Below are 17,818 nucleotides of genomic sequence, written 5' to 3' on the forward strand. Positions count from 1 at the left end.
GTCAACCTCTGCCGGGTTCTGTGCCTACTGCGGAATCAGCGCCCGCAGTCCAGGCGTCAAGTCTTCTTCTGCCAGCGTCACGTAATTCTCATAGCCTGCTTTATACTTCAATAGAACCAAATAATCACTGCGATTATAATCATAATACCTTTGACGTGCCAGAATGTCAGCGATCATCCCCTTGTCTTCTGTTACCACTGCGCGCTTCTGGCTGCGGGCAAGCTCCATATGCTTGTCGACATTATTCTGATTACCGTCCGAAAGCTGGGCGCTGTAATCATCCTTCATGAGCTCCGCCGATAAAATATCCTCCGGGGACACACGGACCTTGGCGGCGTAGCCTTTCTGTTCCAGCCAACGCGCCAACTCTTGATAGGAAGTCTTCCAGCTGTAATAATGACTGGAGGAATAAGATACTCTAACATGCGAAGAAGTAGTAGCCTCCTCAGAAGCCAGGGTTACTTCGATGCCGCCTTCGTTTACCCGGTTACTGATCTGATCTTCATAAGACATACTCAGAATTTCTTGGGTCAGAATCTCTTTAAACTCTGCAATTTCTGCAGAACTCGAGAGAACAACTGCCTTTTCGTTGGTGCTCAGCCGTATTTTTTCTATGTCTTTATCCAGCCAGTCCAGAGCGTACTCCTCCCGCTTATAGCTCTCGGTCTCCATGACCGCCTTAAGCTCCGGTTCAAATCCGGTCAAAGGGACAAGGTACTCCCTTATCATCTCCCGGCCATTATCCAGCTTGTAAGCCAGCGTCAGGCGTGTGCTCTGGGTATAATTGTAAGCCGACTTCAATGAATTTTCCGGTTGTACGGCGGCCACAATCAAGTGAAGCTTGCGTACCGCCTCGATATAATCAGGGTCCGCGGAATAGGGCTGCTCGCCGGTATACGGTGTTCTTCCCATCCCTTTTTCAGGGGAATCTTCCGGGGTATACAGCTGATAATTACTTCCCGCGTATACACCGCTGATTTCCTCTGCAGACGGAACCCTTTTCTCATAACCTGTTAATCCTGAAGCCGGAATATACAGCAGCAGTCCCAGCAGAGCTGTGTAGAGCAGCCACTCCAAAGAGGATTTGCGGGACAAAATGTTCCAGCTTTTACGGATAACCATCTGTGCAGCGGCGTAACCGAAGAGCGCTCCGACCACGTATCCGCCGACGACCCAGCCGGGCTGACGGTTCATTTCCATGCTGAAGTAGGCGCCGCAGAGCAGACCCGCGCAGAGCATCACACCGGCTTTGAAGAACGGATTCATGTACCTGAAGGCCACCGCCTGACCTGCTTGCTCCGAGTCGCGTACGCGATAGAGCAGATATGACAATCCGATGAACAGGAAACTTAATCCCAAATAAGTTCCCAACTCCAGCCTGCTAAACGAAGCGGCCTCCAGATCAATCAGGTTCATAAACGGAGACAGATTGCTGACGAAGTTCTCAACACTGGATTGATTGGGGTAGCCGTACAAAAAAATCGACAAATGCAAACTTATCAACTGACTGATGACTACAGGCAGCACCAGTAAAATGCAGGTTACCACACCCTGTAGAATGGTCTGGCCTATAAATATGCCGACAAATTGGGTGAAACAGAATAGGAATAGTGTAAGAATGCTTGCTACCAGAGCCCAGTTCCAAATATCGGCCCCTTCAAAAAGGTACCTGTTGCCGCTCCACGACCCCAGGGCGGCACTTACTCCAGCCGTCAGCCAGACAGGCAACAGCAGCAGAAGCAGTCCGCTGGCCAAATTGGCGGTCAGCAGATGTTCCCGGCGCAGCGGAAGACTGTGCCACAAATCGGAAGGCGATTTGGCCTGCAAATAACGCGTCAGGAACAGTCCTGCCACAATCGGGCAAGTGATCAGCAGCAGCGCTTGTCCGGCAAACCCAACCTTGAACAGACTGTCCAGCTCAATCCGGTCCATTTCCGTGTTATTGCCCATAAACATTTGCAGCGGCAGTACCAAGAGCAGTCCAAGTGCATACAGAATGCCGATCCATCCATGCTGGCGCAGGTTCTGACGGATAATGCTGGAATTAAAGAAGTATCGGCTGCGCATCATATCCGGCATCCCCCATTTCGTAGATAAATATCTCTTCCAGAGTTAACGGAAGCAGATCGAACACATAGGGCTCATAGACCTGGAAGGCGGCAGCAATGCGCTCCCGGTCCCCTTTGACAATAAACAAATGGACACTGCCTCTCTGCTCCCGGTGCAGAACCTGCAGCTTGGCCGCCAGCGGAATCTCATGGCTCTCCTTGCGGAAGGCCACCTGAACCTTGTGCGTATCCGCCTTCAGATCGTCCAGATCCTTTTCTATCAGCATCTTCCCGCCGTGCATAATGCCCACATGGTCGCAGAGGTCTTCAATCTCCCGCAGATTATGCGAAGAAATAATAACCGTCAGTTCGCGTCCGGCAACCTCCTGGAACAGCAGATTCTTAATCTGGCGCCGCATTACCGGGTCCAGTCCGTCAATCGGTTCATCCATGATCAGCACATCGGGCATACAGCTTAGACCAAGCAAGATTGCAGCCTGACGCTGCATCCCTTTGGAGAAGCGGCTGAGCTTCCGCCCCTGATCCAGCTTAAATACTATACTCAATTCCTCAAAACGCTTCTCACTCCAGCCGGGATATATCGAACGATAAAAGTCAGCCATATGGCGGATCGACGACTGTGGAAAGAAGTAAGGCGTATCGGGCATAAACACAATTTTGCGCTTCGTCTCCGGGTGTTCAAAAACTGCCTGGCCAGCTACCTTTACGGTCCCTGATTCGGGTCTATAGATGCCGGCGAGCGTCTTTAGCAGGGTTGTTTTTCCGGCTCCATTCGAACCGAGCAGCCCATAAATAGTTCCTTTATGTACGGTCAGCGAAATATCGTCGACAGCTTTTTCTTCCTGAAAAAATTTAGTGACTTTCCGCAGCTCAATCATTGCCCATCCCCTTCTCTCTTTGTTCCTCCGCCTCATGGTACAGTGCACTAACTTCCGCTACCGTAAATCCGAGATACACAGCTTCAGCCATCAGCCGCAGCAATTCCCCCCGCAGTTGTGCTTTTTGATTCTCATTCTGTTCCTGCCGCACCGGTGCTACAAAACTCCCTTTGCCTTGCAAAGAGTAGATGTATCCATCGCGCTCCAGCTCCCGGTAGGCCTTCTGAATTGTATTGGGATTCACGGTCAGCTGTGAGGATAACGACCTTACGGAAGGCAGCTGTTCATCTGCCTGCAGGATTCCGTGCAGGATCAATTCCTTAACCTTCCCCATCAGCTGCTCATAAATCGGTTTGCGGCTGCGGACGTCCAGTTCAAACATAACCCTCCTCCTCTCTATGATCTGTGCTGCCTGACCATACAGTGTATTAACTGTACTACTATTTTTAATACAGTCGGAAAATAAAGTCAATAAAAAAATGTGCTCCCAAACCACACTTGGGAACACATCCGTGAATATAAACGTTTATTGTTCAGCCCTGGTTCAAAAACAACCGGGTCCGTTCGAGCCTTGGACTGCCGAAGATCTGTTCCGGTGTTCCGGATTCGGCAATCTCCCCCTTGTCCATAAAGATGATACGGTCTGCCACGTCGCGGGCAAAGTTCATCTCATGCGTGACGATGATCATCGTCATCTGCTCATCCGCCAGCTGGCGGATGACGCGCAGCACCTCACCGGTCAGCTCCGGATCCAGCGCCGAAGTCGGCTCATCAAACAGCAGGATGTCCGGATTCAGCATCAGCGCCCGGGCAATGGCCACACGCTGCTTTTGTCCGCCCGAAAGCATCGAGGGATAAACATCCGCTTTATCGGCTAGCCCCACTTTGGCGAGCAAATCGCGGGACTTTGCTTCAATCGCAGCGACCTTCTCCCGCTTCAAGGTACGGGGAGCCAGCTCAAGGTTCCCCCTTACCGTCAAATGGGGGAACAGATTAAAATGCTGGAACACCATCCCCATGCTTGCTGTAATGGTGCGGATATCGCTGGCTCCGGCGTATTTGCCATTCTCTACGAGCGGCTTGCCCTGGATGACAATACTGCCGCCTGTGATCTCCTCCAGATGCACAAGACTGCGGAGCATCGTGCTTTTACCGGAGCCGGACGGTCCGATAACGGCTACGGCTTCCCCCGGGCTTACGGAGAAGCTGACCTTCTTCAGCACCTCCAGGCTGCCGAAGGATTTCTGCAGTTCTTTAACTTCAATCATGGTGTTCATATCAGGACAGTCCTTCTATTCGAATTTGAAACGCCGCTCCAGTGCCTTGAAGAATAACGTCAGAACAAGCGTCATCAGCAGATATATCACGCCGGCCACTACAAACGGTGTTACTGTAAAGTCGCGGTTGACCGCTGTCTTGGCATAATTGAGCAGCTCGGGTACAGCTACCGCGTAGAGCAGCGCCGTATCTTTTACAAGGGATATAGACTCATTCGCCACTGCAGGCAGGGCTACCCGGAACATCTGGGCCAGAATAACCTTGCGCAGGGTCTGCCATTTGCTAAGGCCCAGCACCTTGGCGGCCTCATGCTGCCCCTTGTCGATGGAGAGCAGACCGCCGCGGAAGATCTCCGCAAAATAAGCGCCATAGTTCAGGATAAATCCAAGACTGGCCGCGACAAAGCGGTCCAACACGAGATATTCTCCGATCACCGGAATCTGCGGCAATCCGAAGCAGAAGAACAACAGCTGCAGCAGGAGCGGCGTCCCGCGCATCACATAAATATAGCTGTGGGCCATCCAGGCCAGCGGCTTCAGCGCGCTTTTGGCCATCAGGGTAACCACAAATCCGAGCGGAATCGACAAAGCGATCACGATCAGAAACAACAGGACCGTGGTCCGTGCTCCTTCCAGCATCGGGCCGGAAATTTGAATGATATAATCGAAATTCATTTCTATCCGCCCCCGCCTAGTTCAGCACCTTGTTTTCTCCGAACCATTTGGTCGAAATCTCGGCTGCCGTTCCGTCGCTGTTCAGCTCATCCAGCGCTTTTTGCAGCTCATCGAGCAAGGCTTCATTGCCTTTTTTGATCCCGATTCCATATTGTTCAGGCGCCAGTGATTCATCCAGCAGCTTATACGTATCCGGCTCGATGGACATATAGTATTTGGCTACAACCTCATCAATAACCACGCCGGCTAGACGGCCGGTCTTCAGATCCGTCAGCGCCAGCACGTTGTCCGGGAATTCTGAGACTTTGGCAACAGCAGACTTAATCGGACTTGCCTCAAGGGCATCGGCTGCCGAGGAAAGGCTTTGCAGCCCCACTTCCTTGCCCGCCAGATCCGCAAGCTTGGATAAATCTGAATTTGCCGGCACCACAACTACCTGACTGTTCTCCAGATAAGGTTTGGTGAAGAGCACCTTCTCCTTCCGCTCATCCGTGATGGTATAGCCGTTCCAGATCATATCAATCCGTCCGCTGTTCAGCTCTGACTCCTTGGCTGACCAGTCAATAGGCTGGAAGGTGACCTCTTTGCCCATTTTCTCGGCTGCCGCTCTGGCATAATCAATATCGAAGCCGACAATTTCATTCTTATCATCTCGAAAACCCATTGGCGCGAATTTGTCGTCTATACCAATTACAAGTTTCCCGTCCTTGCTTCCCGAACTGGAACAACCCGCCAATACAACCATCATAACAACCAGGAATAAGACCCATTGTGTTCTACTCTTCATCTCTCTGTTCCCCCTATAATTAACCTTGTAGCGTCACTTTAGTTCGCTAACACGTTATCAGAGTATCATAATAACATAGCATAGGAAGGGAAGTCGATATAGAAAGAGGGACGGTTCTGTGTCCATAACCAAAGAGGCTGCCAGGACAGCGCAATGCTGTTCTGACAACCTCTTCATTAATACCTTCGAGCTGCTTCAATAAAAAGGAAGGATGATTACCGTGCATCATGCCAAAAATTGAGCGGCTTCTGATCTTTGGTAATAACGGCGAATTGATAGCCTTCTTTCTTCAAGGCTTCCAGAATACGCGGAAGCACCTTGAGAGTGGCCTTCTGATCATGCATCAGAATGACCGGGTCCGTATTTTTTCCAAGCTTATGAACCTGGCTCATCACCGAATTGTAGATTTTTGTGCTGTTCTCCTTGTACCTCCAGTCTTCCGAATCCACATTCCAATCCCACAGATGATAACCTTGGCCAAGCACCTTATCCCGGAAAGTCTTCGTGAAATAAGGCTTGCTTCCATAAGGAGTGCGGATGATGCTGGTGCTGGTTCCGGTAATCTTCTTCAGAATCGCGTTGTCACCGTTCATTTCGGCCAGAGCGGCCGCTGGAGAAGCATAGAATTTCTCTTTGCGGTGAGTCATTCCGTGCAGGGCAAGCCCATGCTCTTCCTTGGCGATTCGCTTAACTTGGCTCTTATATGTATTCATATTCGGGCCAATCATGAAAAAGGTTGCCTTCACATCATATTTCGCCAGAATATCCAGCAGCTGTGAAGTCGCGGCTGTCGGGCCGTCATCAAAAGTCAGATACACGGTTGCACCCTTTTTGCCTTCAGTTCCGCCCGGAGCAGTTGGTGCAGTCGGTACAACCACTGGCTTCGGCTTCAATTCTTCTTTATATTTGGCCACAAATGCCGAGTCATCCAAAGCCGCATTTGCATCTTTCACCCGAAGGAGATATTGGTCCGCTTTGAAGGAGATAGTGTAACCAAGATAAGCCGTCACCTTCAGGGGCACCATCAGCTTCCCGTTTTGCTGAAAGGTCTTGAGCTGGACTGTTGTCCCATCCTGCAGCAAGGCACCTGCATTGCCATTCAACAGCTTCACTTTATGCTTATGTCCTGCAACCTGAATACCGTCCGCAAGTCCGGTAAGTGTCAGGTCCAGCGCCTTCGCCAGGTCACGGACCGGAACATAGTAGGTGTTATTGTCGGCAACTGCATAAATTTCGGTTAAGGTATCATTCACTCCCAATTTCAGTTTGGCTGACCCGGCCGCTCCGGCCTCCCCCACCAAACCAAGACTTACAAATAAAACAATCAATAATAGCGATACTTTCTTCATCGACACTTGCTGTTATCTCCCATCTGTGTATATTTGTCTATTACTCTATCACAGATGAATGCAATGATATTTGAGAGATTGTAACTAAAAATAAGAAATCTTGTTACCTTCTCCGCCCCCCTTTTGTACATTCGTCATTTTTTGCAGCTGTACCGTTTTCCCCGCGAATCCTGTCATATCAACGAAAAAAGCATAAATCCCGGCTTTTGGAGGCATAATATTTGTGACGAATTTAGTAACAAAAGTGAATTGTTGAACAAAGTTTGAACAATTAAAAACATCCACAAAACAGCGCCGTTACAGTGATTTAAATCATATCATTAGACACTTGTAACAAATTGAACACAAATATTTAACTGAATCGCCATTTTTAAGGTCCGAAATAGGAAAAATGATAAAATATGTCTTTTGCATTCTCCCCGCGAAATTCTTACTATATATAGAGGTTAATCATAATCGGTTATGAAAAGTAGTATTGAAGAAAGGAGTTCAACATGAACAAAAAGGGGCCGTTATACGCTTTATTCCTCAGCCTAGTCCTACTTTTGCCAGGTTGCAGTTCACTCACTGTTCTGAACCCTAAAGGTCCGGCTGCGCGAACGTTATCTGACACGATCATCCTCTCCATACTTGTGATGCTCGGTGTTCTGGCTGTTGTCTACATCTTATACATTTGGGTGCTCGTGAAGTACCGCGCCAAAAAAAGCAATGAGGGTTACGTTCCGCCCCACGAGGAGGGCAATGTCTGGCTGGAAGCGACTTGGATCGCAATTCCGATTCTGATCGTAGCTTTCCTGTCTGTCGTAACCGTTAAAACCACCAGCGCTGTGGAAAATGTGGCTGCAGATTACAAAGACCAGAAGCCGCTGGTCATCTATGCTTCTTCTTCTAACTGGAAATGGCATTTTAGTTATCCCGAGGAAGGCATTGAAACGGTGAACTATGTGAATATTCCCGTCCATCGTGCAGTTGAGTTCCGCTTGTACTCCTTCGGTACAATCACCAGCTTCTGGGTTCCACAGCTGGGCGGACAAAAGTATGCCATGAGCGACATGATCACTACCCTGCATCTGTCTGCCGATACGGTGGGCTCTTTTATCGGAAAGAACGCCAACTTCAGTGGTAAGGGCTTTGCCCATATGGAATTTGAAGCGCTGTCGATGACCGATAAGGATTACCAGGATTGGATCAAGGAAGTCAAAGAAACGGCATCGCCGCTTACTGAAGACGAATTCAAAGGATTGCTTGCGATGGAACATGTCGGACGCAAAACCTATACCTCAACCCACTTGTCCTTTAGTCCGCCTCCGGGAGATCACGGAGACCATATGAGTAATGATGGCAAGGACACGGATATAGATAACGGAAACACGGATCATCAGGAACACAAGGACATCCATCCTTCCCCTGAACCATCCAGTGAGACGGAATTTGACGGTGAGCCGCATCCTGAAGTGGATCAGCCGCTGCCAAGCTCTCCTGTCGAAGAACACACACATCACAGCGATTAACCGATTGCCGTCATGTTTGCTTGAACAACCTGAAAGGAGCCACCCTAATGGATTTGGAGAAATTTAAGGTTCACGGTGAACCCTTGATATACGGGGCAATGATCAGTATTGCACTTGCTACCATCGGGATTATTGTTGGACTGACCGTTTTTAAGAAATGGGGCTACCTGTGGCGCGAATGGTTGACGACTGTCGATCATAAACGCATAGGCGTCATGTATATTCTTGCTGCACTGCTTATGTTGTTCCGCGGCGGAATCGACGCGATCATGATGCGTCTGCAAACTGCTGCGCCCGATATGAAGTTCCTTGATGCTCAGCATTATAATGAAGTCTTTACCACCCACGGCTTGATCATGATCCTTTTTATGGCCATGCCGTTTATCATCGGTCTGATGAATGTAATTATTCCGCTGCAGATCGGCGCACGCGACGTTGCTTTTCCGCGTCTGAACGCCGTCAGCTTCTGGCTCTTCTTCTTCGGAGCGATGCTGCTGAATATCTCCTTCGTCATCGGTGGATCACCGGATGCCGGATGGTCCGCATATTTCCCGCTGGCGAGTATTGAATTCAGCCCGACCGTAGGTAACAACTACTACTCTCTGGCACTGCAGATTTCCGGTATCGGTACCCTGATTACAGGGATTAACTTTATCGTGACCATTCTGAAGATGCGCGCTCCGGGCATGAAGCTGATGAAGATGCCCATGTTTACCTGGTCCGTCCTGATTACGAATATTATTATCGTATTCGCCTTCCCGGTACTGACTGTAGCCCTTGCACTGATGATGTTCGACCGTCTGTTCGGCTCGCAGTTCTTCACCATGGCCAACGGCGGTATGGATATGCTCTGGGCCAACCTGTTCTGGGTCTGGGGGCATCCGGAGGTATATATCGTCGTGCTTCCTGCATTTGGTATATACAGTGAAATTATTGCAACCTTCTCGAAAAAGAACCTGTACGGATATACCTCCATGGTATTCAGTATGCTGATTATTTCACTCCTGTCCTTCCTGGTCTGGGCCCACCATTTCTACACGATGGGTCAAGGGGTTATGGTCAACAGCTTCTTCTCGATTACGACGATGGCTATTGCCGTACCGACAGGCGTCAAGATATTTAACTGGCTGTTCACCCTCCGAAAAGGGCGAATCACCTTCACCACACCGATGCTGTACACGCTAGCCTTTATTCCAATCTTTACGATTGGCGGCGTTACCGGTGTCATGCTGGCGATGGCCAGTGCCGACTACCAGTACCACAACACCATGTTCCTGGTAGCGCATTTCCACTACGTTCTAATTCCGGGTGCCGTGTTCGCGGTTATTGCGGGCTTCCATTACTGGTTCCCGAAAGTATTCGGCTTCCGCCTGAACGAACGACTGGGCAAACATGCTTTCTGGTGGATTATTATTTCCTTCAACGTCACCTTCTTCCCGCTGTTCCTGCTGGGGCTGATGGGGATGACGCGGCGGATGTATACCTATTCCGAGGAGACGGGCTTTGGTCCGCTCAATATGCTCTCCTTTGCCGGTGCACTCGGACTGGCGATAGGATTTGTTATTCTGGTGTACAACATTTACTGGAGTACACGTTACGAGCCAAGAGATACGACCGGCGATCCATGGGATGCACGTACCCTGGAGTGGGCTACGAACAGCCCGATTCCGGCTTACAATTTTGCAGTTGTGCCTAAAGTACAAACACGTGATGCTTTATGGTCTGCCAAGCAGGACAACATCCCGCTGTTCACGGAAGAAATCACCAAGATTCATATGCCTAGCAATACCGGGAAACCGTTTATCCTGGGCGTTGTCTTCTTCTTCTTTGGCTTCTTCCTCGTCTTCAGCATGTGGATTCCTGCCATTGTGGCCGGTGTCGGCATCATCCTGGTGATGGCCGCCATGTCCTTTGACCGGGATCACGGGTTCTATATTCCGGCGAAGGAAGTTATCGCTACAGAAAAGAAATTGCGGGGTGAGACTGTATGAAAATAGATGCGTCCAAGCCGCTAGAATACGCTACAGAAGAGAACAGTAACAAAATTTTCGGTTTTTGGGTTTTTCTTGGAGCCGAAATTCCTTTGTTCGCTACCCTGTTCACAGTTTATCTTGTTATGGTGGACCGCTTTGCCAGCGGTCCCAGCGGCAAAGAAATCTTTGAAATTGGCCCTGTGCTGATTGAGACCTTCCTGCTGCTTTCAAGCTCATTCACCATCGGTCTTGCGATCCATGCAATGCGGCACGGCTACAAAAAGGCTATGATGGTCTTTATGGGAATTACCCTCCTGATGGGTCTTGCCTTTATCGGGATCGAAATTACCGAATTCTTCACCTATGTTCATGAAGGAGCAACACTCCAGACCAGCGGCTTCCTGTCCAGTCTGTTTGTACTCCTGGGAACACACGGTGCCCACGTCAGCTTCGGCTTCCTGTGGGGATCGGTCATCATGTACCAGATCTGGCGTCAAGGCATTAATCCGGCAACGGCCAATAAAGCCTTTATCTTCTCGCTGTTCTGGCATTTCCTGGACGTTGTCTGGATCTTTATCTTCAGCTTCGTCTACCTGAAAGGACTGATGTGATATGATGAAGCAATTGTTTCCTATTCGCCATGTGATGGGTTATATCGCCTCTCTGGTCCTTTCTGCCGCAGCGTTGGCTGTAATCTATCTGGATCTGTCCAAAACTGTGGACATCATCATCCTGACCGTCACAGCCATCATTCAGGCTTCACTGCAGTTGTTCGTGTTCATGCATATCGGCGAGTCGGCAGATACAAAAAAAGAGCTGTACATCAACATTGCTTACGCTTTGTTCGTCGGCTTGGTCACCATATTCGGTACCCTCTTCATCTTTCTTTGGGGCTGGTACGCGTAAGCTAACACAACAACAAAACGTCCTGTTTCCGGCAACTTCGGAGACAGGACGTTTTGTTGTAAGGACATACCCCAACTCAAAAAGCCAGGTCCGCCATTGCTGGCAGGCCGGACTTTTTGAGTTGGGGGGGGGACTCCTGCAATACAGCACAAGGGATAGGGACAGCTACTGGAGTCCCCGCTGTATTTTTGTATTTTTATCTGCGCTGAAGGCAGTTTGAATGTATTTAGTGCAGTGAAATCCCCCTGGCAGGACTTACAAGTCCATTCTGATGTATTTCGTACAGTGGAATTTAAGAAAAGAACCGTTACTCAGCCTTTTCTACACTTTCTAATGCAGCAAATGCAGTCAAATCGAATATGGGCCAGTTTTACCAGCATCCTGATGTATAAAGTGCAGTAAAGAGGACTTCACCCCTGCTTATAAACGGAAGCTGGCCAAGCTCTTCTGCAAGTCCTCCGCCAAAACTGCCAAATACTGCGCCGAAGCCGACATTTCGCCCATAGCCGACAACTGCTCCTGGCTGGCTGTTTGGATATTCTGAATGCCTGCCGTACCTTTATGCGAGATTGCCTGCATCTCCTCTATCGCTCCGCTTACAGCCGCAGCTTCCCGTGAGACTTGTTGTATCGCCCCCCGGATCTCTTCCGTCTGCCGGGTTGCATCTTGAATGGAGCTTTCTATTTCGGCAAAAGCCCGTGATACCTGTTCGCTTTGCTCCACACCTTGCAAGACCAGCCCGGAGCCGGCCGCCATTGATCTTACCGCATATGCCGTTTGCTCCTGAATAGATGTAATCATATCCGTGATTTGCAGCGAGCTTCGCCCGGTTGCCTCAGCCAGCTTACCAATCTCACCTGATAATAGGCCAAGCCCGCTGACAATCTGGCGGCTCTCCGAGACACTGGAGTCTATTTCCTTCATCCGGGCAATAATCAGCTCTGCCGCAGCGGCACCATGGCTGGTAGCGGAGCCGGCCACACCCATCAGCCGGGACATCTCTTGGCTGCTGTTCTGAGCCGCCGTTATCTCTTCTGACATAACCTGAACCGACTGCGAGGTACGATCAATGACTGCCGCCTGCTCCTGAAACCCTGCGGCAATCTTGCTGGAGGTCTTGGCAATCCTCTCTGAAACGCGTGTTGTCTGCTCTGCGCTGGCGCTCAGCTCCAGGGAAGAGGCCGACAACATCCCGGCGATCTCCAAGACCCTCCTTAGCATAACCCGCAGGCTCTGCAACATGTTGTTATAGGAAATTTTTATATAACCAGCCTCATCTTTGGCTATATATACAGCGGCGGTGGCGGTCAGGTCACCTTCTTCAGCATGTTTCATTAAACCTTGCAGCGCTTGAAGCGGTCCGGTAATCAGCCGTGTAATCCATACGCTGATGGCCATGCAGAGCATCCCTGCACCGAGAATCAGCAGACTGCTTATCAGTTTGAAGCGTTTGCCTTCGGCCACAGCGGCGTTATTATGAACGCCGGCATCTGTGAGCGCCAGATTTATAGAACTGTCCAGAAGGTTCCCCATCTTCTTCCGCGCTTCCGTATACATCTCCCCGGAGTACATCTCGAAAGCTTCCGTATTGAGGTTCTTATCCTCAAGATGCAGGATACTTTCACGTTGAATCCGGTAATCCGAGAGCAGGGAAAGGTACTCATTAATATTGGCGGCTACTTTGGTATTCGAGAATGAATTCTCTTTCAGCTTGAACAGCAGATTGTCATTCTCTGCAATGGCCAGTTGTATATTAAGGCCCAGTTCAGTAATGTGAGCAGGGTCCGGGGCAAGCAGGGTCTCCAGAAGAAAAGACTCTATCTCCTGGTTATTGGCGCGTATTTGTGTCATCAAGGCGATCGGCAGCAGGTTCTGATTATACATTTCTTTGGAGCGGTTGGACATATTATCAGTAGTCAGAATGCCGATTACTCCAGTCACAGTCAGCATTACCATGACCACAATCATAAACACTGCCATTTTTTGTTTGACTTTCAGATTCTTCATTTGATATTCCCGCCTTCTCGATGTCTATCTCCTTATTTTATCGGCGAAAAAGCTCGAATAATTGACGTAAATGTCGAATGTGATGTCGAATCATTAATTTTTTTGTCGCATATAATCCAGCCCTATCCATAATACCCTATTTTCACTCTTGTTGCAGCAAACCATATTTCTTGCGGAACCGCTCCAGAACCTTCGTCCAGCCTCCCGCCAATATCGCCAGGAAAAAGACGTTGGACAACGCATGGGCCAGATCGAAATAGAAACTGGAGACATAGGCCGCAGCTGCCAGCTGCCAGCTGAAAGCTTCAGGAAGACTGATAATGTACCAGACATTCATAATCCAGCCGAACAAAAATCCCCAGACAAAGCCGAAGATCAGCATACCGGCTCTGCTTCTCATCCACCGGGTATGGCGCAGCCAGCCTGCCGTCAATCCGATCATCCCCCAGGAGAACATCTGCCACGGCGTCCATGGCCCTTGCCCAAAATAAATGTTGGAGACCAGCGCCGCTACGGCACCAATGATGAACCCCGCCTCTGCTCCAAATACATAGGCAGACAGAATAACAATGGCAGATACCGGTTTCACACTGGGCAAGGCGGCAAAAGGAACCCGGCTTACAGCAGCCACAGCAGACAGCACAGCAAGCAGGACCAGTTCCCTCGATTCCAGCGGTCGGCGTTCCAGACGCACAAATAGCGGAACCAGGGCAGCAGCAAGCAATACCAGGCTGAGGAGCATATAGTGGCGATCCTTGAAGGCAGCGGTAAGCGCCAGTCCGGCGACAAATACAGCAAGCGCAATCAGGAGCGGGAAACGGAATTTGACCATGTCCGGGCTACCTCCTCCACTGTCAGCGCTTCCGGCAGCCAATCCCGTACCATGCGGTTCACTGCGGTCGTATAGAAAAAATTAGCACCGAAAAAACGCTCCGGCGGACTTTCTGCCGTAATGCCTCCGTCAAACAGCATGGCACAACGGGTAGCATAACTGGCTGCGAATTCCACATCATGTGTGACGATCAGAATACTCATTCCCCGATCCCGCAACAGCTGCAGCAGGGCAGCCAGCTTCTCTTTTGCTCCGGGATCAAGCCCTTTGGTCGGCTCATCCAGCAGCAGAATGTCCGGCTTCAGCAGCAGTACCATCGCCAGCGCGGTCTGCTGCTGCTGGCCGCCGCTGATATCCTGCGGATGGCTCTGCAGCACTTCACGAAGCTGGAAAACGCCCAATAGCGCAGCGATTTCCTCCCTTGCGGTCTGCTCAGTCATTCCGGCATAATGCGCCATATGCTCAAGCTCCTCCTGCACGGTATCCTGGCTGAAATAGAGCAGTGGATTCTGGGCCAGATATCCGGCCGTCAGCCCTTTATTCATTTCGACCTTGCCCCGCTGCGGCTTAGCCAGTCCAGCCAGCAGTTGGAGCAGTGTGGACTTGCCTGCACCGTTCCCGCCCATCAGCATCAGAAGCTCCCCGGGATAAAGCGACAGGGACAGCTTCTTCAGTACTTCCGGCCCGTCCTTCCGATAACGGAACGTAACTTCCCGGCAGCTCATTACCGCTGCTTCCGGCTGGGTGTGCGGCCCTGCCTCCTGAGCACCGGTCGCCGCCTTGCCGTTGTTCCGCTCCAAGGCTGCCAGATGGGGCAAAGTCTCCTGCAGCCACCGTTTGCCATCACGCACCGTCAAGGGAACCGGGGCTTCTGCCGCCCTGTCTATATCAGGCGAAAGCGCCAGAAACAAACGCGCCGCCGCAGGCAAATAGGCCAGATGCGGCCATAGCTGCTCTTCACCCACTCTGCGTACCATGTCCCGTGGTGTGCCCTCAGCCCTAAGTTGGCCTCCGGTAAGCAGCAGCACCCGATCCGCCAGCGGAAGCACTTCCTCCAGCCGATGCTCGCTGATGATGATGGTCATCGACATCTCCTGGTTCAAACGGTGTAGAATCTGGATAAATTCCCTTGCGGCCACCGGATCAAGCTGGGATGTCGGTTCATCCAGCAGCAGCAGCTTGGGCTGAAGCAGCAGAACGGAAGCCAGATTAAGCAGTTGCTTCTGCCCCCCGGACAGCTCATGCACCGAACGGTAGAGCAGCGGCTCCAGCCCGAACAGACCGGAGATTTCCGCCAGTCTGCTGCGCATTACAGCCGGTTCCAGCCCCATATTCTCCATGGCAAAAGCGAGCTCATGCCAGACTGTGTCCATAACAATCTGAGCGTCCGGGTTCTGAAAGACCATGCCGATCTCGCCGGCGGCGCTTTCTGCCGGCAGTTCGCTGAGAAGCTGGCCTTTATACCGGATGACACCGGCAGTTGTACCAACAGGTGTCAGCTCCCGCTTCAGATGGCGCAGCAGCGTAGTTTTGCCACAGCCGGAAGGGCCAAGAAGCACCACAAATTCACCTTCGTTCACCGAGAACGAGAGCTCATCAAGTGCGGCCCTGTCTTGATCGGGGTAGCGGAAAGATAAACATTCCGTTGCGAGGATCTCCATAACCATTTCTCCCTTCCTTCAAGCCATAGCGGTGTCAATGCAAACAAGCAAAAGCCGATAAAACACGTTGCCTCTCCCCCGCCGAATTGCACGGGCTTCATGCGCGGATAAATCTCAATTTTTCCATACCCCTGCAGCCAGCCCCCAAGCACAATCAGTCCACAAACCGCCAATATCGCAAGCAAAGCGACATCGCGCCGGTCCAGCTTATAAATGGCATAGGCGCTGCGTTTGCGGAGGCCGAAGCCGCGGGCCTTCATGGAGTCGGCGGTTTGCAGCGCCTCTTCCAGCGACCAGGTCAGCAGTACCTTCAGCAGGGTCATGCCGTCCCGCATTCTTTTGCGCAAATTGCCCGTTCCCACATCGATTCCCCGGATCCGCTGGATCAGCGTGATCTGGTGCAAACGCCGCTGGAACAAAGGGACAAAGCGAATCGCCATCAGGGTCAGCAGGGCGCTTTTGGGAGCGGCAGCAGCGAATAAATACATAAATTTATCGGTTGTTACCGTATAGTTGTATGAAATAAATACGATGAACAGCGTCAGGAGGACCACCATCATCATCAAGCCGTACAGGATCGCTTCCAGTGTAATCGGCTGATCCAGAAAGTAAAACAGGATATGTGAGCCCCTGTGAGAGAATAAAGGGTTCAGCACCGCCACGGAGCCCGCCATCAGCAGATAAAACGGCAGGCCGCGCAGCAAAGGGCGCCCCTGGCCTTGAAGCAGCAGCAGAATCGCCACTGCGGTCAGCTCCGTCAGCAGATACAGCGGATGAAAAAGCAGCATCGCAAACAGCAGCAGCCCGGCATAGTACAACAAAGCTACGGAAGGATGTACGGACCGGAATCCCCCGTTCACGGCGCCTTGGCTCCCAGGTCCTTGCCAAGATCAAGCGTGTAAAGCCACTCGATGGTATCACCTGGGGTTACCGTATAGGCTCCGGCGCTTTTGCTCGGAAATTCCCCGTTCACCCGGTACATCCAGCCACTTTCCGCGCCGCGGTCGAATTCATACAGGTTATCGATACCTTCAACATAGGCGAACCCTTTGGCACCGCTGAACTCCATCTGTACTTTGTTCCCGCGGGTGATACGCTTCAGCAGATCCAGCACGCTGTCGCCCTTCTCGACCTCGACTTCGGTTGCGGCGAGGATCGTGCCATGCTCCTCGTCCCCTACAATGGACAAGGTTGCCGAAGTCGCGGCGCTATCCGCAGGCGCCGCAGGGCCGGGCGTCTCGGCCGGCTTCGCCGTGGCCGTAGCCGCTGGCTTGGCCGCCGGGGTGCTGGCCGCCCCGGCTTTGGCGGTCGCTGCTGGCTTCGCCGTGGCAGCAGGGGCCGAAGCAGCCGGCTTGACGCTGGCTGCGGGCCTGGTCTTGCCCTCTGCCGGGGCGGAGCCGGCAGAGGGCCGGGCAGCGCTGGCAGGCGCCTTCGGCGATGGTGCGGCGCTGCCCGGGAGTGCGGTGCCTGGCGCCGCGCCAGGCGCTGCACCCGGTGTGACAGCGCTGGCGGGGGCAGCGCTGGTAAGCGGGGCGGACGTCCCTTGCGCTGCCGGGGCGTCGGTTGCGGCCGCAGCCGGGCTGGACGGCTGCGGGGTTGCCGAGGCGGCAGGCGAAGCAGACGCCGCCGGGGCAGCGGTTTCCGCCGCAGGCAACGCCTCTGGGTCTGCAGCGTTCAAAGCTTTATTCTGCCCGGAAGAACATCCGGCGGTCAGTAGGACGACAAGCAGCAAGCCAGCCAGAACGGAAAGCCAGCGTGCAGCAGATTTGGTCATCAATCAGAACACCTCCGTAAAAAGGGAAAAGAACGAGGGCCGTCAATTCTCCCCCGTTCCATCCTTTTGATTATATGATTGGGATTCCTTCAGCATAGTTCTCTATCAAGACTTAGGCA

The 17,818-nt window shown here is 51.7% G+C and carries 17 protein-coding genes; 5 read left to right on the forward strand and 12 right to left on the reverse strand.

Annotation, left to right across the window (positions count from 1 at the left end):
* Positions 1 to 24: 24 nt before the first annotated feature.
* The 7 genes from IEY53_RS15310 to IEY53_RS15340 all read right to left on the reverse strand — a co-directional run bounded on the left by IEY53_RS15310 (position 25) and on the right by IEY53_RS15340 (position 7,035).
* Positions 25 to 2,070, reverse strand: coding sequence for a DUF6449 domain-containing protein (locus IEY53_RS15310; protein WP_189026322.1), 2,046 nt, complete (start codon positions 2,068 to 2,070; stop codon positions 25 to 27).
* On the reverse strand, positions 2,045 to 2,947 hold the full coding sequence (locus tag IEY53_RS15315; protein WP_189026323.1) for an ABC transporter ATP-binding protein: 903 nt from the start codon (positions 2,945 to 2,947) through the stop codon (positions 2,045 to 2,047). The genes IEY53_RS15310 and IEY53_RS15315 overlap by 26 nt, the downstream gene beginning before the upstream one ends.
* The gene (locus IEY53_RS15320; protein ID WP_189026325.1) at positions 2,940 to 3,329 is read right to left on the reverse strand and encodes a GntR family transcriptional regulator; all 390 of its coding nucleotides are present in this window, start codon (positions 3,327 to 3,329) and stop codon (positions 2,940 to 2,942) included. Before IEY53_RS15320 ends, IEY53_RS15315 begins: the two co-directional genes overlap by 8 nt.
* Positions 3,330 to 3,480: 151 nt before the next feature.
* The gene (locus tag IEY53_RS15325) at positions 3,481 to 4,224 is read right to left on the reverse strand and encodes an amino acid ABC transporter ATP-binding protein (RefSeq protein WP_308424224.1); all 744 of its coding nucleotides are present in this window, start codon (positions 4,222 to 4,224) and stop codon (positions 3,481 to 3,483) included.
* 15 nt (positions 4,225 to 4,239) lie between these two features.
* Entirely contained in the window at positions 4,240 to 4,899 is a 660-nt protein-coding gene (locus IEY53_RS15330) for an amino acid ABC transporter permease (RefSeq protein ID WP_189026327.1), read from the reverse strand.
* 16 nt (positions 4,900 to 4,915) lie between these two features.
* On the reverse strand, positions 4,916 to 5,686 hold the full coding sequence (locus IEY53_RS15335; protein ID WP_189026329.1) for an amino acid ABC transporter substrate-binding protein: 771 nt from the start codon (positions 5,684 to 5,686) through the stop codon (positions 4,916 to 4,918).
* A 215-nt stretch (positions 5,687 to 5,901) separates the two neighbouring features.
* Positions 5,902 to 7,035 carry a polysaccharide deacetylase family protein gene (locus tag IEY53_RS15340; RefSeq protein WP_229696178.1) on the reverse strand — a complete coding sequence of 378 codons (1,134 nt, stop codon included), beginning with the start codon at positions 7,033 to 7,035 and terminating at the stop codon, positions 5,902 to 5,904.
* A 494-nt stretch (positions 7,036 to 7,529) separates the two neighbouring features.
* Between IEY53_RS15340 and qoxA the strand changes: the two genes are divergently transcribed.
* Genes qoxA through qoxD form a run of 4 tightly spaced genes read left to right on the forward strand, consistent with a single transcriptional unit; the run spans position 7,530 to position 11,425 of the window.
* Positions 7,530 to 8,546: a cytochrome aa3 quinol oxidase subunit II gene (gene qoxA, locus IEY53_RS15345; RefSeq protein ID WP_189026334.1), complete on the forward strand. Its 1,017-nt coding sequence runs from the start codon at positions 7,530 to 7,532 to the stop codon at positions 8,544 to 8,546.
* A 47-nt stretch (positions 8,547 to 8,593) separates the two neighbouring features.
* Positions 8,594 to 10,537, forward strand: a complete 1,944-nt coding sequence (gene qoxB, locus IEY53_RS15350; RefSeq protein ID WP_189026336.1) for a cytochrome aa3 quinol oxidase subunit I — start codon at positions 8,594 to 8,596, stop codon at positions 10,535 to 10,537.
* The gene (locus tag IEY53_RS15355) at positions 10,534 to 11,130 is read left to right on the forward strand and encodes a cytochrome (ubi)quinol oxidase subunit III (protein ID WP_189026338.1); all 597 of its coding nucleotides are present in this window, start codon (positions 10,534 to 10,536) and stop codon (positions 11,128 to 11,130) included. The genes qoxB and IEY53_RS15355 overlap by 4 nt, the downstream gene beginning before the upstream one ends.
* A 1-nt stretch (position 11,131) precedes the next feature.
* Positions 11,132 to 11,425 carry a cytochrome aa3 quinol oxidase subunit IV gene (gene qoxD, locus IEY53_RS15360; protein ID WP_189026340.1) on the forward strand — a complete coding sequence of 98 codons (294 nt, stop codon included), beginning with the start codon at positions 11,132 to 11,134 and terminating at the stop codon, positions 11,423 to 11,425.
* A gap of 420 nt (positions 11,426 to 11,845) precedes the next feature.
* On the opposite strand, the gene IEY53_RS15365 is transcribed toward qoxD, so the two are convergent.
* From IEY53_RS15365 to IEY53_RS15385, 5 genes are all read right to left on the reverse strand, one after another.
* Positions 11,846 to 13,432, reverse strand: coding sequence for a methyl-accepting chemotaxis protein (locus tag IEY53_RS15365; RefSeq protein ID WP_189026342.1), 1,587 nt, complete (start codon positions 13,430 to 13,432; stop codon positions 11,846 to 11,848).
* A 142-nt stretch (positions 13,433 to 13,574) separates the two neighbouring features.
* Positions 13,575 to 14,264 carry an ECF transporter S component gene (locus IEY53_RS15370; RefSeq protein ID WP_189026344.1) on the reverse strand — a complete coding sequence of 230 codons (690 nt, stop codon included), beginning with the start codon at positions 14,262 to 14,264 and terminating at the stop codon, positions 13,575 to 13,577.
* The gene (locus IEY53_RS15375; protein WP_189026346.1) at positions 14,237 to 15,925 is read right to left on the reverse strand and encodes an ABC transporter ATP-binding protein; all 1,689 of its coding nucleotides are present in this window, start codon (positions 15,923 to 15,925) and stop codon (positions 14,237 to 14,239) included. Before IEY53_RS15375 ends, IEY53_RS15370 begins: the two co-directional genes overlap by 28 nt.
* Positions 15,841 to 16,785, reverse strand: coding sequence for an energy-coupling factor transporter transmembrane component T (locus IEY53_RS15380; RefSeq protein ID WP_189026348.1), 945 nt, complete (start codon positions 16,783 to 16,785; stop codon positions 15,841 to 15,843). The genes IEY53_RS15375 and IEY53_RS15380 overlap by 85 nt, the downstream gene beginning before the upstream one ends.
* The gene (locus IEY53_RS15385; protein ID WP_189026350.1) at positions 16,782 to 17,114 is read right to left on the reverse strand and encodes a DUF4430 domain-containing protein; all 333 of its coding nucleotides are present in this window, start codon (positions 17,112 to 17,114) and stop codon (positions 16,782 to 16,784) included. Before IEY53_RS15385 ends, IEY53_RS15380 begins: the two co-directional genes overlap by 4 nt.
* Here IEY53_RS15385 and IEY53_RS15390 point away from each other — a divergent pair.
* Positions 17,083 to 17,769 (forward strand): hypothetical protein, encoded by a 687-nt coding sequence (locus IEY53_RS15390; RefSeq protein WP_189026352.1) that lies wholly within the window; start codon positions 17,083 to 17,085, stop codon positions 17,767 to 17,769. The genes IEY53_RS15385 and IEY53_RS15390 overlap by 32 nt on opposite strands.
* Positions 17,770 to 17,818 lie beyond the last annotated feature (49 nt).

It is taken from the genome of Paenibacillus albidus (assembly GCF_014644435.1).
Classification (GTDB): Bacteria; Bacillota; Bacilli; order Paenibacillales; family Paenibacillaceae; genus Paenibacillus_AQ; species Paenibacillus_AQ albidus.

What these genes read in the sequence shown, in the direction of transcription:
- IEY53_RS15315 (WP_189026323.1), bottom strand. Translation starts at nt 2,947, where the DNA reads ATGATTGAGCTGCGGAAAGTCACTAAATTTTTTCAGGAAGAAAAAGCT.
- IEY53_RS15355 (WP_189026338.1), top strand. Translation starts at nt 10,534, where the DNA reads ATGAAAATAGATGCGTCCAAGCCGCTAGAATACGCTACAGAAGAGAAC.
- IEY53_RS15325 (WP_308424224.1), bottom strand. Translation starts at nt 4,224, where the DNA reads ATGAACACCATGATTGAAGTTAAAGAACTGCAGAAATCCTTCGGCAGC.
- IEY53_RS15320 (WP_189026325.1), bottom strand. Translation starts at nt 3,329, where the DNA reads ATGTTTGAACTGGACGTCCGCAGCCGCAAACCGATTTATGAGCAGCTG.
- IEY53_RS15310 (WP_189026322.1), bottom strand. Translation starts at nt 2,070, where the DNA reads ATGATGCGCAGCCGATACTTCTTTAATTCCAGCATTATCCGTCAGAAC.
- IEY53_RS15370 (WP_189026344.1), bottom strand. Translation starts at nt 14,264, where the DNA reads ATGGTCAAATTCCGTTTCCCGCTCCTGATTGCGCTTGCTGTATTTGTC.
- IEY53_RS15340 (WP_229696178.1), bottom strand. Translation starts at nt 7,035, where the DNA reads ATGAAGAAAGTATCGCTATTATTGATTGTTTTATTTGTAAGTCTTGGT.
- qoxD (WP_189026340.1), top strand. Translation starts at nt 11,132, where the DNA reads ATGATGAAGCAATTGTTTCCTATTCGCCATGTGATGGGTTATATCGCC.
- IEY53_RS15335 (WP_189026329.1), bottom strand. Translation starts at nt 5,686, where the DNA reads ATGAAGAGTAGAACACAATGGGTCTTATTCCTGGTTGTTATGATGGTT.
- IEY53_RS15375 (WP_189026346.1), bottom strand. Translation starts at nt 15,925, where the DNA reads ATGGAGATCCTCGCAACGGAATGTTTATCTTTCCGCTACCCCGATCAA.
- IEY53_RS15365 (WP_189026342.1), bottom strand. Translation starts at nt 13,432, where the DNA reads ATGAAGAATCTGAAAGTCAAACAAAAAATGGCAGTGTTTATGATTGTG.
- qoxA (WP_189026334.1), top strand. Translation starts at nt 7,530, where the DNA reads ATGAACAAAAAGGGGCCGTTATACGCTTTATTCCTCAGCCTAGTCCTA.
- IEY53_RS15330 (WP_189026327.1), bottom strand. Translation starts at nt 4,899, where the DNA reads ATGAATTTCGATTATATCATTCAAATTTCCGGCCCGATGCTGGAAGGA.
- qoxB (WP_189026336.1), top strand. Translation starts at nt 8,594, where the DNA reads ATGGATTTGGAGAAATTTAAGGTTCACGGTGAACCCTTGATATACGGG.